Origin of the sequence: Idiomarina sp. X4, assembly GCF_002808045.1 — a bacterium.
GTDB lineage: Bacteria > Pseudomonadota > Gammaproteobacteria > Enterobacterales > Alteromonadaceae > Idiomarina.
The window spans coordinates 2,577,422-2,594,404 of the sequence record NZ_CP025000.1 but is presented as its reverse complement, the minus strand read 5'-3'; the positions used below and the strand labels follow the sequence as shown (position 1 = coordinate 2,594,404).

Genomic DNA, 16,983 nt, shown 5'->3' with positions numbered 1-16,983 from the left:
TTAATCAATCGATGTTAAAACCCCGAGAGAACGCGCTCGGGGTTTTTTGTTTTTAAATGCGTGCCTTTGGTGTATCATTTGCTTTACATTTAGACGATGAAGCAAGGTGTTATGCGGCTAGAAATTACCTGTGATGACAGGCTTGGTATTTGTCAGGATGTCCTGCAAATTCTGCGTGATCACGAAATAGACTTACGTGGCATTGAAGTTGACCCTAAAGGAAAAATCTTTCTTAATTTTCCTGAGCTGGACTTCGATGACTTTCGTCATTTAATGCCGCAAATCCGTCGTATTCCCAACGTTATCGACGTAAAAACCATTCCATACATGCCGTTTGAACGAGAGCATTACGAATTTAACCTACTGCTTTCGACTCTGCCTGATCCAGTATTGTCTATCGATACCAAAGGCGTTATTGATATTATTAATGATGCTGGTTTGAAGCTGCTCTCGGATAGTCATAACGTGCTTAAAGGTGAGCCTCTGTCACAGTTTGTACAGGGAATTGCACTACAACGCTGGCTTGATAAACAGCCGAAAATGCCAATCTATGAAGCCGTAACCATAGGCAGTGATCAATATTACGCGCAATTGCTACCGATTTGGGTTAATGACGAGGAGGGGACGGAAGTCTTTGCGGGCGCCGTGATGACCTGCAAGTCGGAGCCGGTTACCGAAAACTGGCAGCAAGCCAGTAATAAAGCGGCCTTCGAGCGTCTGCTTACTGAAACACCAGCGATGAAACGAGTCATTAGCGACGCCCAACGTATGGCGGAGCTGGATGCGCCCTTGTTATTGGAGGGAGAAACAGGAGTGGGCAAAGAGTTGCTCGCAAAAGCTTGCCACTTGGCTAGCCCGCGCCATGAGCAACCCTTTCTAGCTATTAATTGTGCTGCACTGCCCGATAATGTCGCGGAGAGTGAGCTTTTTGGTCATGCGGAGGGCAGTATTAGCGCCCAAAGCGCTAAGAAAACCGGAGTGCTTGAGCAAGCCGCCGGCGGCACCGTGTTGCTTGATTCTGTGGGTGAAATGTCGATTGGCCTTCAGGCAAAATTACTGCGCTTTCTGGAGGACGGTGTATTTCGCCGCATTGGTGAAGAGCAGGAAGTCAGTGTCGATGTGCGAGTCATTTGTACGGCTCAGGGTAACCTTTTCGAGCTGGTGGAGAACGGTGATTTCCGGGAAGACCTGTACTATCGTTTAAATGTTTTAGCGCTAACGGTGCCGCCATTACGTGAGCGTAAAGCGGATATTGTTTTACTCGCTGAACACTTTGTCGCACAAGCGTGTAAAAAACTCGGGCGAAGCCAGGTCCAAATTAGTCGAACTGCCAAAGATCGCCTGAAAAATTATCATTGGCCGGGCAATGTTCGTCAGTTAGAAAATACCATGTTCCGCTCTGTTTCCATGCTGGAGGGGCAAACGCTGGAGCCTGCAGATATTCGTTTGCCGGAACTGGAAAGAAACGACGAGCGCCTGGCGGTAGATATTGAGGACATTAGCCTGGAAGAAGCGTTACGCCAGTTTGAAAGCCATATCATGAAGCGACTGTACCCGAATTACCCAAGTACCCGGCAGTTAGCGAAGCGTTTAGGACTCTCTCATACTGCCGTTGCCAATAAATTGCGAGATTACGGTATTGGCAAACAGCGTAAAGGTCGCCCTAGAAAACCTAAAACAGAAACTTAATTCGTAAACTTAGAGTGCCAAAAAAGCTGGTTTGTACAGTTTAGTTTACGGTAACAACAGGATAAACCTTGATGCAGAGCAAGGATTTATCCTGTAACAATTACTTTACAATAAAACACTTTTGTCCAACTGACACTATTTCTTCTCTGAGTTCGCATTGTTAACGCCTTTAGGGCTACAGTCTTAGGGTTAATAAACGAATAACAAGAGGAAGTAATAATGTCAGAACAAGTCACTAATCCCCTAAATACAGACGGCTTTGAGTTCGTTGAGTACACAGCTCCGGATCAAAAAGGCATTGACGCATTAAAAGATTTATTCGACAAGCTTGGTTTTACTGAAGTAGCAAAGCATAAGTCAAAACAAGCTTGGTTATTCAAGCAAAACGACATTAACTTTGTGGTAAACGCGGAGCCAGGCGGTCAGGCTGAAGACTTTGCAAAAGATCACGGTCCAAGCGTTTGTGGCATGGCGTGGCGTGTTAAAGATGCTAACCACGCATTAAAACACTCTTTAGAGAATGGAGCTAAAGCCTTCCCTGAAGACAAAGGTGTTGTTGAAAACATTCCAGCGGTTTTTGGTATTGGTGAAAGTGCGCTTTATTTCATTGATAACTATGAAAATAATGAAATTTATAAGCAACATTTTGACTTCTACGACAACTGGGAAAGCAAAATGAAAGAGCATGCGGCAGGTCTTTATGAGATTGATCATCTGACGCATAACGTCTTCCGCGGCAACATGGATACTTGGGCTGGTTTTTATGAGCGCATTGGTAACTTCCGCGAAATTCGTTACTTCGACATTGAAGGCAAGCTGACTGGCCTGTTGAGCCGTGCAATGACCGCACCTTGTGGAAAAATCCGTATTCCTATTAACGAATCGCACGACGACAAGTCACAAATTGAAGAATACCTGCGCGAATACAAAGGCGAAGGCATTCAGCACATTGCACTGACGTCTGACAACATCTACAAAACCGTTGAAGACTTACGCTCAATCGGTATGGAGTTCATGGACACGCCAGACACTTACTACGAGAAGATCAACGAGCGTGTTGAAGGCCATGAGGAAGACGTCGATGCTCTGCGTAAGCAGCGTATTCTTATTGACGGTGCGCCAATGAAAGATGGTATTTTGCTGCAAATCTTCACGCAAACTGTGATCGGTCCGGTATTCTTTGAAATTATTCAGCGTAAAGGTAACGAAGGCTTTGGTGAAGGTAACTTTAAAGCGCTGTTCGAGAGTATTGAAGAAGACCAAATCCGTCGAGGAGTATTAGACGATGCGTAAATGGATCAGCTTCCCGAAGCAGGAAGGGACGTCGTCACGACAAGCCCATGCTGACTTTCCGGAGCAGGCCATTTATGAGCGTGAAGCAGGTCGCAGCGGCTTTTTTGGCCCTGCGACACACTTCCATCATCAACATGCGCCGACCGGTTGGTCGGAATGGGAAGGGCCGCTTAAACCACGTGCCTTCGACTTTAATCAGCTTACCGAGCAAGCGCCGGAAAACCCGTGGTTAACCCCGGACTTGCTGTCAAACAGCAGTTGTAAGTTCCGTATTTGGCACTGTACTGAAAATATGCAGTACCTGGTGCGTAATGCCGATGGCGACGACTTATTGTTTGTACATGAGGGCAGTGGCCATTTGTATTGCGACTATGGCCATATTCACCTGGTTAAAGGTGATTACTTCTTAGTGCCACGCTCAACTAACTGGCGCTTAGAGCCCGACGAGAAAATGGAGTTGCTGATGATTGAAACCACCAATGGTTCGTATCAGCTGCCAGAGAAGGGCATTGTCGGTAACCATGCGGTATTCGACCCAGCGGTTCTGGATACGCCTGCCATTGATGACGAGTTTAAAGCACAGTACAGCGAAGACAGCTGGAAAGTGTACGTTAAGCGTCATCAGCAAGTCAGCGTTATTACTTATCCTTATAACCCGTTGGATGCCATTGGCTGGCATGGTGACTTAGCACCGGTGCGCTTAAACTGGCGTGATATTCGACCGCTGATGAGCCACCGTTATCATCTGCCGCCGTCGGCGCACACAACCTTTGTAGCGGAGCGGTTTGTGGTCTGCACTTTTGTGCCGCGTCCAATTGAGTCGGATCCGGGCGCGCTGAAAGTGCCGTTCTACCACAATAACGACGACTATGATGAAGTGTTGTTCTACCACGAAGGCGACTTCTTTAGTCGCGATAATATCGACCGTGGTATGGTAACCTTCCACCCCGCAGGGTTTACTCATGGCCCGCATCCGAAAGCCTTTAAGGCGGGTCGGGAACACAAAAAGAAATTCACTGACGAAGTCGCAGTCATGCTGGATACTCGCGATTCGCTGGAAATGAGTGACGCGGCGATGAAGGTTGAAAATCCAGATTATGTCTACAGCTGGCAGGAGAAATAATAATTTATGAAATTAGCCACATACAGAAACGGAACGCGTGACGGCCAGTTAATGGTAGTCAGCAAAGATTTAACTCGTGCTGTCGCCGTACCGGCTATTGCCTCGTGCATGCAAGAAGCCATTGATAATTGGGATGACGTTGAGTCTAAGCTGAACGAGGTCTACACGCAGCTCAATAAGGGTAATGTTGATGGTGAAGTAACCTTTGAACAGGTTATGTGCGAATCACCGCTCCCTCGGGCGTATCAGTGGGCCGACGGTAGTGCTTATGTTAACCACGTCGAGTTGGTTCGCCGTGCGCGTGGCGCCGAAATGCCGCCAAGCTTCTGGGAAGATCCACTGATGTATCAAGGTGGCTCGGATGACTTCTTAGGTCCACATGATGAAATTCAGATGGGCAGCTCCGAGTGGGGCATTGATTTTGAAGGCGAAATTGCTGTTATCACTGACGACGTGCCCATGGGCATTGATGCCAAGTCAGCATCTAGTCATATTAAATTATTGATGTTGGTAAATGACGTATCGCTACGAGGTCTGATTCCAGGCGAGCTTGGTAAAGGTTTTGGCTTTTTCCAGAGTAAACCATCGTCTGCGTTCTCGCCTGTGGCGGTAACACCGGACGAGCTGGGCAGTGCCTGGAAGGACAGTAAAGTTCACTTACCGCTGTTGTCAGAATATAACGGCAAGCCGTTCGGCAAGCCAAACGCAGGTGAAGACATGACCTTCGATTTTGGTCAGCTGGTTGCGCATGCCGCTAAAACTCGTAACTTGGGTGCCGGTGCTATTATTGGGTCGGGAACGGTGTCGAACAAGCAGGGCACAGACCACGGCACGTCAATCGAAGAAGGTGGTGTTGGGTACAGTTGTATCGCTGAAGTCCGCATGATCGAAACCATTCGTGATGGTAAGCCAACAACGGAATTTATGAAGTTTGGCGATACTATTCACATGGAAATGCAAGATGCCGATGGTGAGTCTATCTTCGGCGCGATTGATCAGAAAGTGGTGGAATACAAAGGACCTTCAGAATGATGAAGCTCTATGGATACTGGCGCTCTAGCGCCAGTTTTCGTGTCAGGCTGGCGCTTTATTTAAAAGAACTTGAATTTGAGTACCATCCAGTTCATCTGGTTAAAGACGGTGGCGAGCAACATACTCCAGAATACCGCAAGTTAAACCCAGCGGGCTTAGTACCAACCTTTGTCGATGACAAAGTCACGCTGAATCAATCGTTAGCCATTATTGAGTACTTGGATGAACGCTATGAGCAACATCCGCTATTGCCAAGTGCTACCGTTGATAAGGCCCGCGCGAGGGCTTTAGCCTATGACTTGGCGTGTGAGTTACAGCCGGTCACAAACTTGCGGGTGCTGAAATACCTTACTGGTGAACTGAATTGCAGTGACGAACAGCGCAATGATTGGATTCACCATTGGGTTCATCAGAGTTTCACCGCATTTGAACAGCGCCTGACCGAAACAGCGGGTGATTATTGCTATGGAGATTCGGTAACATTAGCGGATATCTGCTTGTTGCCTCAAGTGTACAATGCCGAGCGTTTTAAGGTACCGTTAGATAACTACCCAACGCTTACGGCAGTGCATGACCGCTTACAAGAATTAAATGCGGTACAACAAGCACGCCCAGAGAATCAGCCAGACGCACAATAAGGAATAACTAAATGGTCAAATCACGTCTAGTGATGGCAATAGGGGCGGCATTAATGGCCGCCTCTTGCGCATCTACAACCCCTGCAAATGAAACCGCAAACACAACCAATGCAACGGCGCCACAGGTACAAACGTTAAGTGCTGACCCGCTAGCTTCCGCACAAGGCACTGCAGAACTTACCATGGAACAGATTATGGCTGACCCTGACTGGATGGGTCGCTTCCCGGAAAATGCTTTTTGGAGCATGGACGGTGAGCATATTCTGTTTTATCAGAAGCGCGAAGGCAGTGACATTCGTGACCTGATGATTATCAACAATGCTGAAGGCGAAGCTTCTAAAGTGGCACTGTCGGACTATCATCTTTACGTGGCGGATGAAAAAGAACAGTCAGTTGCAGGTAATTGGCTGGCCTATACCTATGAAGGCAATGTTTTTGCTCGCTTTGGCGACGGTAGCGTTAAGCAATTGACCCGCGACGAAGCCCGTCAGCATAACTTACAAGCCATGACGGATGGCTCTTTAAGCTATCAGCAAGGCAATGACTTTTATGTGGTCGATGTGAATTCCGGTCTGACGCGTCAGGTTGCCTCGATTAAATTTGAAGATGCGCCAAAAGCGAATGAAGAGCCAAAAGACTACTTAGCAAAAGAAGAACAGCAGCTCATTCAGTATGTGCAGAAAGAGCGTAAAGCGGCTGCAGAGCGTTTTGAACGCCAACAGCAACTGCAGTCGCAGAACTCGAGCTTAGCACCAAAGCCGTTCTATTTAGATAAGTCAAAAGAACTGGTTCAGGCGCGATTGTCGCCCCGTGGCGATAAAATTATTGCCGCTATTAGCGAGCCAAATAAATGGCGCGAAGACGGCGATATCATGCCAAATTATATTAACGAAGATGGCCGTGTTTCCAGTGAACGCGTTCGTCGCCGTGTCGCTGACGCACAACCGGATGAAGACCAGTTAGTGATTCTGGATTTAGAAAGTCACTCGGACACGACGTTAACGTACAACACGCTGCCGGGCTGGAATGAAGATGTTCTGGCAGATGTTAAGCGCGAAAACCACGAGGCGCGTGGCGAAAGCTATGAGTCAGAAGAAAAGCCGCGTCCTATTCACTTGATGGCTGACTGGGGCTGGGAAAACGGTGCGATTCAGTGGAATGAAAACGGCACGGAACTGGCTGTGATGCTGGAAGCCTGGGACAACAAAGACCGCTGGATTGCGACTGTTGATTTCGCCGGCAAAAAATTAGTGCCACAGGATCGCCTGCACGATGATGCCTGGATTAACTACACCCATAACGAGTTTGGCTGGTTAAACGACAGTAGCTTATGGTTTATGTCTGAAGCCGATGGCTATTCGCATCTGTATGTTAAATCGTTGAATGGCGACACTCAGCAGCTCACTGAAGGCAACTATGTTGTTGAAACTGCAGAGTTAAGCAGCGATGCCGAGTACCTGTATTTTCAGGCAAACATTGAGCATCCGGGCATTTACGAAGTTTACCGTGTAAAAACCGATGGTAGCGGTGAGCCGGAAGCTATGACCGATTTAGATGGTATGACAGCGTTTGAGCTGAGCCCGCAAGCTGACGAACTTATTCTGACGCATTCAACGCCATTGATGCCGCCGGAACTTTATCACAAAGCTGTGAATGCAAGTGATGCGGCAGAGCGTATAACCCACACGGTGTCTGAGAAGTTCTTAAGTATTGACTGGACTGCGCCGGACGTTGTTGGGGTTCCGTCCAGCCATGTTGATGAACCTGTTTATACGCGTATATACACGCCAGAAGGTTTTGATGCTGAGCGTGCTGACGAGTATCCGGCGGTGGTATTTATTCACGGTGCCGGCTACTTACAGAACGCGCACATGGGCTGGTCAGGTTATTTCCGGGAGTTCATGTTTCATAGCTTGCTGAATAAACATGGTTACGTTGTGGCTGACCTCGATTATCGTGGTTCTAAAGGCTATGGACGCGATTGGCGAACGGCGATTTATCGCCAAATGGGCACGCCAGAAGTGGAAGACTTGGTCGATGTAGCCAGCTACCTGGAAACCAACCTGAATGTCGATGGCGATCGCCTTGGTACTTATGGCGGTTCTTACGGTGGTTTCCTGACTTTTATGGCGTTGTTTAAAGAGCCGGGGCTGTTTGAAGCGGGCTCTGCATTGCGACCGGTAACGGACTGGGCTCACTACAATGTTGGCTACACGTCGAACATTCTGAACCTACCGCAGGACGATACCATTGCGTACCGCCAAAGTTCACCGATTTACTTCGCAGAAGGACTTGAAGATGCGTTGCTCATCAACTCGCCAATGATTGATGACAACGTGTTTTTCCAGGACAGCGTGCGCTTGGTACAACGTTTAATCGAACTGAAGAAAGAAGACTGGGAAACGGCTATCTACCCGGTTGAACCACACGGTTTCCGTCAGCCAGAAAGCTGGCTGAACGAATACCGTCGTATTTTTAAATTGTTCGAGGAAAACCTAAAGTAAGCGAAAACGCTTAATCTTTATGGGGAACGGCGTCGCTAATACGGCGCCGTTCTAGTTTATAAAGTAATAAAGCGGTTAATAGCCCTGCTGCATGAATGACGCTGACGTGCTGGCCCACGAAATGGTCGGGCTGCCAACCTAAAAGCTCAACAACCACTTTGCCGATGAGAGCAATAACAATGAGCCACATCCATTTTTTTCCGGCTTTTATATCTTTAATTAAGCAATAGCCCAGTAGTCCGTGCAGTACGCCGGACAGACCCACAAAAATAATGGTAAAGGGCAGCAGCCACAAAATGAGCGAAGTGGCAGCCGAACTCAGTAGTAATGCATTGACGAGCCAGCGCGTATTCCAGTATTCCCGCCAAATAACCACAATCAATGCTAGCCCGGCAAAATTAAATAAGGCATGGGTCCAGTTTAGGTGAATAAAATGCGTCGTAATTAGCGGCCAGCCTTGTGACATAACGGTTTCACTGTGGAATGTTAGCTGTTGATGCCAATCGGGCATAAGCTGTAAAAAGCAAGAAATGGCCAAAATGAGAACCAGACCAACCCAGTATCGATTTAAATAGTGCATCCAACGTCCTTTTCATTGCGTGGGCAAACTCAGCTTCGTATGATAGGGGAATTAAATGTGAATATGAATGAGGTTATATGAAATATCGCATTACTGCTTTAGCGGCGGCGTTACTAGCTGTTAGCGCCTGCCAACCCCAACAGCAGGAGGTTCGTGAGCCCGAGGCGGCGACTGGCTTTCAACAAAAACAATCCGTAAAAACTGACGAGTTTATGGTTGCAGCAGCCAACCCGCATGCGGTTGAGGCTGGCTATAACGTCTTAAAGGCAGGAGGCTCAGCGGTGGATGCGGCTATTGCAGTTCAGGCAATGCTGGGTCTTGTTGAACCGCAGTCGTCCGGTATTGGTGGCGGTGCCTTTATTTTATATTGGGACAATGAGGCTAAAAAGCTGTATTCAATTGATGCTCGGGAAACTGCACCAATGGCGGCGACGGAAGCATTGTTTTTGGATGAAAACGGCAAACCAGCTAAGTGGATAGATGCTGTTGTTGGTGGACGCTCTGTCGGTACACCGGGCATTTTAAGAGGACTCGAGCTAGCTCATTCTAAGTGGGGTGAAAAAGAGTGGGGCAGCTTGTTTGACGACACGATTAAGCTGGCGGAACAAGGTTTTGAGGTATCGCCGCGTCTTGCTAAATTGGTCGAGCTGGAGATTAACCCCGGTGTTAAGAAAATGCCGGTAGCTAGTGACTACTTTTTTCCAAACGGTGAGCCGCTAAAAGTCGGACAGCTTTTAAAAAATGAAGAATACGCGACAAGCCTAAGCTTAATTGCGTCAGAGGGTGTCGATGTCTTTTACCAAGGCGAAATAGCAAAAGACATTGTCGAGGCAGTACAAAACAGCCCAATTGAACCGGGCGTGTTAGCCTTAGATGACTTGGCAAATTACGAAGCGAAACTGCGTGAGCCGGTCTGCAGCGAATACCGTGCTTATCAGGTTTGCGGTATGGGGCCACCAAGTTCGGGCGGTATTACTACGCAACAAACCTTAGGTATTTTGGAAAACTTTGAAATTGGCAATTTAGAGCCGAATAGCGAAGAGTTTGTTCATCTGTTTACTCAGGCGTCTAAGTTAGCGTTTGCGGATCGAAACCAATGGATAGCTGATACTGACTTTGTGGAAGTCCCTGTTGAGGCTATGTTGAATAAAAATTACTTAGCTCAGCGGGCAAAGCTGATTACTGATAAGGATTTAGGCAAAGCACAACCGGGTACCGAATTGCTGCCTAAATACCAGCAGGACATTGCTTACGAATTGCCAAATACTAGCCATGTTTCTATTGTCGATGATGAAGGTAATGTGGTGTCGATGACCACCAGTATTGAGATGGGCTTTGGCTCAACGGTTATGGTGAGAGGTTTTTTGCTGAATAACCAACTGACTGACTTTTCATTAGCACCCGGCGATGGTGAGCAAAAGTATGCCAACCGAGTGGAGCCGGGTAAACGGCCTCGTAGCTCTATGGCGCCGGCTATCGTGCTCAATGAAGAAGGTAAACAGGTGGTGCACGCAATAGGCTCACCCGGCGGTAGTCGCATTATTAATTATGTGACACAAAGCTTAGTGGCGTTACTTGACTGGGACATGGACATTCAGGACGCTGTCAATCTGGGGCATGTGACCAACCGAAATGACTATACGTCGCTCGAGAAAGGACGCGACATCAGCAACTTAAAAGATGCGCTTGAAGCTCGAGGGCATAATGTCAAAGTACTTGATTTAAATAGTGGTTTGCATGGTATAACCATAACTGACAGTGGTAAATTAATTGGAGCAGCTGACCCCCGCAGGGAAGGTATCGCAAAGGGAGAATAAAATGAGAAAACTGTTAAGCGGTCTATTAGTGGTTGGCGCTTTAATAGGCCTTGCGGGCTGTAGTGACGAAGAAGCGGTGGATTTAGATACAGCAACGCCAACGGAAGTCATTCAGGGATTTTATCAGGCGATTTATGAAGAGCGAGACTTAGAGAAAGCCAAGCGTTTTGCATCGCCACGCATGGTTGATCTGATTAACCATTATGCGGCTGTCAGCTCGGTACAGCGCTATGTGCTGGGTCGTTATTACGACAAAGTAGAGTTGGAAGTAGTCAGTGATTCACTGGGTGACTATCTGAACCATTCAGATGAACTTCGCGCGACAGTGCTGTTTGAAGGAGAATACAAAGGTGAGTACAACAAAGACAGCCGCGATGTTGTACTCATTGAAAACGGCGATAGCTGGTTAGTCGATAGAATTCTTGACCCCAGATACCGTCCTTGATTTAGCCCTGCTTCGGGGTGTCCGTGTACGGTGGCCAGCCAAGCGGTTTGCCTGCTAACAAGTGCAGGTGAATATGATAAACGGACTGACCGCCGTACTCATTACAGTTCATGACTAAACGATACCCGTCGTCGGCAACGCCGTATTGAGCAGCAAGCTTCGACGCAACTACATACAAATGTCCCACTAAATGCGCATTGTCTTCGTCAATGTCGTTAACGGTTGCGATGGGCTCTTTCGGAATAATCAAAAAGTGTACCGGTGCCTGTGGATTAATGTCCTTAAAGGCAAGCGCGCTCTCGTCTTCGTAGACGATATCCGCCGGGATTTCGCGATTTATAATTTTCGAAAAAAGGGTTTCTTCAGCCATGCCCAATTCCTTGTGTCTAAGTGTTACTTAATGGTAACCATAGCGCTGAAAAGGAGCAACTTTAGTTGAGGTTTTCGGCGAGTTTGTATTGTCCGTGTGACTTGCCACAAAATACCAAGTCTATCATGGGGTGTTGAATTTCCTGCTCTGACAAATCGACATCCAGGCTGCTTTCACTAACATACGTTTGTATTGAAGAATTATTCACGAGGATATGATACCAAGGCTGTTGTTTGGAAGGCTTGGTAGTTGCCATTTTCTCATACCAACTGTCAGACAGGGTAAACTCGGGGTCGGCGTCAATAATAACACCGCGATATCCGTAAATTGAATGGGTTACCAGTTGTCCTATTGAAAATTTGGCCTCAACCATGATGACGGTTCCTTGTTATCCGATAATGTTTTTTTATCGGCCAAAGCGTGCTAAAACTGAAGTGACATTTACACTTTAATAACAGTTAAGGAAACTCATGCTTGAGTCGAATGACAATCGAAACTTTATGAGAATGTCGATAAACGCCGATGCGAAAGTCAGCTTTGATAAATCTGGCGAAGCACACTCTCTTGATGCGGTGTGTTTAGATTTAAGTGCGGAAGGACTGTCGTTGAAAGTACCGGTTGAACTGGAAAAAGGCCAGCAACTATCAGTGGCTATCGTTTCTAGTGGCGGGGTACCTCCGTTAAAAGCAACCGCTGAAGTCGTTCACAGCCAAAGACTGGACAACAACAGCGGCGATTACTTGCTAGGTTGTCGAATTATCTCAATGGATTAATCGACAGTGACTACATTACTCTCATGCCAGGTTTTGCGCCTTCGTGAGGGTTAAGAATGTAGATCTCATCTTTTCCAGGGCCTGCTGCTAATACCATGCCTTCAGACATACCAAAGCGCATTTTTCTCGGCGCTAAATTAGCCACCATAACAGTGTGCTGACCAATTAATTCTTCCGGTTTGTAAGCGGATTTAATACCCGCGAATACCTGACGCTTTTCGCCACCTAAATCCAGCGTTAATTTCAACAGTTTATCGGCGCCTTCAACATGTTCAGCATTAGCAATAAGTGCTACACGTAAGTCAACTTTCGCAAAGTCGTCAAAAGAAATTTCATCGGCGAGAGGCTCTTTCTTTAATTCATCGTTTGCCACTGCCGGCTGCTCTGGCGCTTGTGGTTGTTGCTGTTTTGAATCTTCAATCATGGCGTCAATGTCTTTCATGTCAATGCGCTGCATAAGCGCTTTAAACTTGTTAATTGGGTGGTCAGTTAATACGGTTTTATGACTTTCCCAAGTGAAGGTGTCATTCAGGAAGTGCTGAACGTCTGCTGACAATTTTGGCAGTACCGGAGTTAGGTAAACCATCAAAACACGGAATAAGTTAATGCCTAACGAGCAAATTTCATGAACTTCCTGCTCGGCACCTTCTTTCTTAATAAGCTGCCAGGGTTCTTTGTCAGCAATGTACTGGTTAGCGCGATCGGCAAGAGCCATTATGTCGCGCATCGCTCTTGAAAACTCACGCTTTTCATAAAGCTCAGCAATATCTGCGCCTGCTGTTTGAAAGTCTTCCATTAGCGCTGAGTCAGCTACATTGGAAGACAATTTACCGTCAAACTTCTTCTGAATAAAACCAGCGCAGCGGCTGGCGATATTAATGACTTTACCCACTAAGTCAGAGTTCACGCGTTGCGCGAAGTCCGTCAGGTTCAGGTCTAAATCATCAATACGGCTTGTTAATTTAGCAGCAAAATAATAGCGCAGATACTCAGGATCTAAGTGATCAAGGTAAGTTCGTGCCTTTATAAAAGTACCTTTCGACTTCGACATTTTAGTGCCGTTAACGGTAATAAACCCGTGCGCCCAGACGTTAGTTGGCTGGCGGAAATCGGCACCTTTAAGCATGGCAGGCCAGAACAAGCTATGGAAATAGATAATGTCTTTGCCAATAAAGTGATACAGCTCTGCCTCGCTGTTGGCTTGCCAGTATGTGTCCCAGTCAGCCTTGCCGGTAGTATCACAGTAGTTTTTAAAGCTACTCATGTAGCCAATTGGCGCATCCAGCCAAACATAAAAATACTTGTTTTCGGTACCTGGGATTTTAAAGCCAAAGTAGGGGGCGTCGCGGGAAATATCCCAGCGTTGCAATCCTTGCTCAAACCATTCGTTAAGTTTGTTGGCCATTTCATTTTGTAACGAGCCGGAGCGTGTCCAGCTTTTCAGCATGTCCCCGAACGCGGGTAAGTCAAAAAAGTAATGCTCTGAGTTTCGCAGCTCTGGCTCTGCGCCAGAGACAACAGACTTGGGGTTTTTTAAGTCCGTTGGGGCATAAGTTGCGCCACAAACGTCACAGTTGTCGCCGTACTGGTCTTCTGCGCCGCAGTCAGGGCATTCCCCTTTAACAAAGCGGTCGGGCAGAAACATTTCTTTTTGCGGGTCATACAGCTGTTCGATAACTTTGGTTTTTATGTGTCCTGCTTTGTCGAGACGGTTATAAATCGTTTCGGCCAGCTCTTTGTTTTCGTCACTGTGGGTGCTGTAGTAGTGGTCAAAGCCCACCAAAAAGTCACTGAAGTCCGCTTCGTGTGAGCGCTGCATATCGCCTATCATTTGTTCCGGCGTAATACCCATTTGCTGAGCTTTCAGCATAATAGGGGTGCCGTGTGCGTCATCGGCGCACATGAAATGACATTCATGGCCTCTTAGTTTCTGGAAACGTACCCAGATATCGGCTTGAATGTAGCCTAACATGTGACCTATATGAATAGGTCCGTTAGCGTATGGTAATGCATTGGTCACTAGAATTTTTCGTGCGGATTGGCTCATGCGAAATTATGCTTCCGTATTCGTTAATTAATTTAAGTCAAACCCAAAGTTACTGAGACTCATGTTACCATAGGCTATGCTCGATACACAGCTACAACAGGACGTCCAATGGCAAATTTTTTCGACAAAATATTCCCGAACGGCATACCGAATGAGTGGGTAACTGGCTCTGGTAATACTCGAGTACTGAATGTGCCTTTTGCTGCTGGTGAGCCGCTGTTAAGGTCGTTAAAAGAGCAAGACGAGCTGGCTGGGTTTGACTGGGAAATAAACAGCCAAGTTGAAAAGCTTAAAAATTCGCAGCCCGATTTGCCGTTAACTACCGGTAATGTCATTGTGGTGTCGTCGGGCAAAGGCGGTGTTGGTAAGTCGTCTGTTAGCGTGAATTTGGCATTAGCACTCAGTCAGCTGGGAGCCAAAGTGGGCTTGTTAGATGCCGATATTTACGGACCGTCTATACCAACCATGCTGGGTAAAGCTCATAAAGAACCTGAGCTAACCGCAAATAACAAGATGGTTCCCATGGAGCGTCATGGTATTTACGTGCATTCACTGGGTTATTTGGTGGACGAAAAGGACGCTACAATTTGGCGTGGACCAATGGCCAGTGGCGCCTTGCAGCAGCTCTACAAAGACACCGCATGGCCAAATCTCGATTATTTGATTGTCGATATGCCTCCGGGCACTGGCGATATTCAGCTGACTATGGCTCAAAAACTGCCGGTAACCGGTGCGGTTGTGGTGACAACGCCTCAGTCGGTGGCATTGCGAGACGCTGAAAAAGGCATTGCCATGTTTAATAAACTGAACATTCCGATGATAGGCGTGCTGGAAAACATGAGTTATTATCAGTGCCCGAGTTGTGGGCATGAAGACCCGGTGTTTGGCGAGGGTGGTGGTGTTGCTATTGCCGAAGAAAATAAGCTGCCGGTATTGGGGCAATGGCCACTGTCGACAGAATTGCGCGATAGCCTTGATGGCAATGAACCGTTGCTGTTAAAACAGCCGGAACATAAGTTAAGTCAAATAATTATGGCGTCAGCACAACATGTTGCTGCCAGCCTCTATTATCAGCGGAAAAATTCGCTATAGTACGCGCTAGACAAAAGATAAAGACAACAGTCACAGGTGAATAAGAATGCGCTTAACCGATACCGAAATCGAACAACATTTGGCGGAAGGAAAAATAGGGGTAACACCGGCACCTAAGGTGACGGATATTTCAGGTGTTACCCTGGATATCCATCTCGGTAATGAATTTCGGGTTTTGCAGGATCACGCCGCGCCATTTATTGACATAAGCGGCTCCCGGGAAGCGATTGAGGCGGCTATCCATGAGGTCATGAGTGATGAAATTAAACTCAAAGATGGTCAGGCGTTTTTCATCCATCCGGGCGAGTTTGCGTTAGCGGTCACGCATGAGTCTATTCAGCTTCCTGCTGACATGGTCGGTTGGCTTGATGGTCGTTCGTCATTGGCGCGCTTAGGATTAATGGTACACGTTACGGCTCACCGCATCGATCCGGGTTGGTCCGGGCAGATTGTTCTTGAATTTTACAACAGTGGGAAGTTGCCGTTGGCGTTGCGCCCTGGAATGAAAATTGGTGCCATCAGCTTTGAGCCGTTAGGGCAGGAATGTGCGCGTCCATACAACAAAAGGGATGACGCCAAATACAAAGATCAGCACGGCGCAGTTGCCTCACGTATTTCTGCCGACGGCGGTTAAGCGCTTTCCACCAGCAGTTGGTGTGCCGCCTGTTCTAAGGTATTCAGCAAGCTGTTGGTATTATGGCGATAATGAACGTCGGTGTCGCTTGTCAGGCCGCCAATAACCGGCACCGGTAACCCCTTTTCTTGCTTGTTACTCAAAATTAGGTCAACTACCTGCTGGCCTAATTCAAATTTCATAAACTCCAGCTTTTCTGTTAGTGATAATTCACCAGCAGGACCATGCTCGTCGACCAAATTATCTATAAATATGACCTTGGCCCGAGTGTTTTTCAGCGCCTCACAAATTTCCGGCACTAATAGCGGCGGCATGACGGAGGTCATAAAACTGCCCGGTCCTATAAGAATGAGCTGACTGTTTTTAATATGACGAACTGCCTCAGGAGTGGCTTTAACCTGACCCGAAAGCTCAAGCTTGTGAGGCATGCTGGGCAGTTTGTCGATATGAATTTCGCCGTGACATTGAATGCCGTCACTGGTGGTTGCGATAAGATCGGTCGGGCATTCCGACATAGGAAGAATGCGGTTGTCGACATTAAGCAGTCGACTTAAAAGCTGAATGCCGTCGAGCGGACGTGCGCTTAACTGATCCAGTGTATAAAGGAGTAAGTTACCTAAATTATGGCCTTTTAGCGCCGAATCCGAGTCAAAACGGTAGTTAAGAACTTCGGCAGCCAACGGTTGCTCAACCAGTTGCGACAGGCAGTTGCGAATATCGCCCCAGGCAATGCAATGCTGAGAGGCTCTAAGAAGCCCGGTGGCACCGCCATTGTCTGTTGTTGCCACAATACCAACCAGCTTATGCTTCATAAAAGATAACGTTGAAAGTACACGACCCAGACCGTGCCCGCCGCCAATCGCGGTGATACATCTTAAAGATTGAAGTTGCATGTGGCTCCTTTTACTGCCAAGGCCGTGCTGTTATTGTCTTTTAGCGCACCTTA

General features: G+C 47.3%; 16 protein-coding genes. 11 read left to right on the top strand and 5 right to left on the bottom strand.

Annotated elements, in window-relative coordinates:
• Nucleotides 1–111 precede the first annotated feature (111 nt).
• From tyrR to CWC33_RS12510, 6 genes are all read left to right on the top strand, one after another.
• Nucleotides 112–1,689, top strand: coding sequence for a transcriptional regulator TyrR (gene tyrR, locus CWC33_RS12535; protein WP_100692217.1), 1,578 nt, complete (start codon nucleotides 112–114; stop codon nucleotides 1,687–1,689).
• A 219-nt stretch (nucleotides 1,690–1,908) separates the two neighbouring features.
• The gene (gene hppD / locus CWC33_RS12530; protein WP_100692216.1) at nucleotides 1,909–2,982 is read left to right on the top strand and encodes a 4-hydroxyphenylpyruvate dioxygenase; all 1,074 of its coding nucleotides are present in this window, start codon (nucleotides 1,909–1,911) and stop codon (nucleotides 2,980–2,982) included.
• Nucleotides 2,975–4,105, top strand: a complete 1,131-nt coding sequence (locus tag CWC33_RS12525) for a homogentisate 1,2-dioxygenase (protein WP_100692215.1) — start codon at nucleotides 2,975–2,977, stop codon at nucleotides 4,103–4,105. Before hppD ends, CWC33_RS12525 begins: the two co-directional genes overlap by 8 nt.
• Nucleotides 4,106–4,111: 6 nt before the next feature.
• On the top strand, nucleotides 4,112–5,137 hold the full coding sequence (locus tag CWC33_RS12520; protein WP_100692214.1) for a fumarylacetoacetate hydrolase family protein: 1,026 nt from the start codon (nucleotides 4,112–4,114) through the stop codon (nucleotides 5,135–5,137).
• Complete coding sequence (gene maiA / locus CWC33_RS12515; RefSeq protein WP_100692343.1) at nucleotides 5,137–5,775, top strand: maleylacetoacetate isomerase; 639 nt, start codon at nucleotides 5,137–5,139, stop codon at nucleotides 5,773–5,775. The genes CWC33_RS12520 and maiA overlap by 1 nt, the downstream gene beginning before the upstream one ends.
• 11 nt (nucleotides 5,776–5,786) lie before the next feature.
• A complete protein-coding gene (locus tag CWC33_RS12510) occupies nucleotides 5,787–8,279 on the top strand; it encodes a S9 family peptidase (RefSeq protein ID WP_100692213.1) in 2,493 nt (830 codons plus the stop codon).
• Nucleotides 8,280–8,289: 10 nt separating this feature from the next.
• Here CWC33_RS12510 and rrtA read toward each other — a convergent pair whose 3' ends face one another.
• Nucleotides 8,290–8,859: a rhombosortase gene (rrtA, locus tag CWC33_RS12505; protein ID WP_100692212.1), complete on the bottom strand. Its 570-nt coding sequence runs from the start codon at nucleotides 8,857–8,859 to the stop codon at nucleotides 8,290–8,292.
• A gap of 77 nt (nucleotides 8,860–8,936) precedes the next feature.
• Between rrtA and ggt the strand changes: the two genes are divergently transcribed.
• Entirely contained in the window at nucleotides 8,937–10,676 is a 1,740-nt protein-coding gene (gene ggt / locus CWC33_RS12500) for a gamma-glutamyltransferase (RefSeq protein WP_100692211.1), read from the top strand.
• 1 nt (nucleotide 10,677) lies between these two features.
• On the top strand, nucleotides 10,678–11,121 hold the full coding sequence (locus CWC33_RS12495; protein ID WP_100692210.1) for a hypothetical protein: 444 nt from the start codon (nucleotides 10,678–10,680) through the stop codon (nucleotides 11,119–11,121).
• Nucleotide 11,122: 1 nt separating this feature from the next.
• Here the strand turns inward: CWC33_RS12495 and CWC33_RS12490 are convergent, their stop codons facing one another.
• Nucleotides 11,123–11,491, bottom strand: coding sequence for a histidine triad nucleotide-binding protein (locus CWC33_RS12490; protein ID WP_100692209.1), 369 nt, complete (start codon nucleotides 11,489–11,491; stop codon nucleotides 11,123–11,125).
• A 61-nt stretch (nucleotides 11,492–11,552) separates the two neighbouring features.
• Entirely contained in the window at nucleotides 11,553–11,864 is a 312-nt protein-coding gene (gene hspQ, locus CWC33_RS12485) for a heat shock protein HspQ (RefSeq protein ID WP_088768302.1), read from the bottom strand.
• A 97-nt stretch (nucleotides 11,865–11,961) separates the two neighbouring features.
• On the opposite strand from hspQ, the gene CWC33_RS12480 reads away from it, so the two are divergent.
• Nucleotides 11,962–12,264, top strand: coding sequence for a PilZ domain-containing protein (locus CWC33_RS12480; RefSeq protein ID WP_100692208.1), 303 nt, complete (start codon nucleotides 11,962–11,964; stop codon nucleotides 12,262–12,264).
• Between the two features lie 10 nt (nucleotides 12,265–12,274).
• Here the strand turns inward: CWC33_RS12480 and metG are convergent, their stop codons facing one another.
• Nucleotides 12,275–14,311: a methionine--tRNA ligase gene (gene metG, locus CWC33_RS12475; protein WP_100692207.1), complete on the bottom strand. Its 2,037-nt coding sequence runs from the start codon at nucleotides 14,309–14,311 to the stop codon at nucleotides 12,275–12,277.
• Nucleotides 14,312–14,419: 108 nt separating this feature from the next.
• Here metG and apbC point away from each other — a divergent pair, with 108 nt between their 5' ends.
• Together apbC and dcd are read left to right on the top strand one after the other, a co-directional pair.
• Nucleotides 14,420–15,403 (top strand): iron-sulfur cluster carrier protein ApbC, encoded by a 984-nt coding sequence (gene apbC / locus CWC33_RS12470; RefSeq protein WP_100692206.1) that lies wholly within the window; start codon nucleotides 14,420–14,422, stop codon nucleotides 15,401–15,403.
• A 46-nt stretch (nucleotides 15,404–15,449) separates the two neighbouring features.
• Nucleotides 15,450–16,037 carry a dCTP deaminase gene (gene dcd / locus CWC33_RS12465; protein WP_088768298.1) on the top strand — a complete coding sequence of 196 codons (588 nt, stop codon included), beginning with the start codon at nucleotides 15,450–15,452 and terminating at the stop codon, nucleotides 16,035–16,037.
• Here the strand turns inward: dcd and CWC33_RS12460 are convergent.
• Nucleotides 16,034–16,930, bottom strand: coding sequence for a gluconeogenesis factor YvcK family protein (locus tag CWC33_RS12460; RefSeq protein WP_100692205.1), 897 nt, complete (start codon nucleotides 16,928–16,930; stop codon nucleotides 16,034–16,036). The genes dcd and CWC33_RS12460 overlap by 4 nt on opposite strands.
• Between the last annotated feature and the right edge of the window lie 53 nt (nucleotides 16,931–16,983).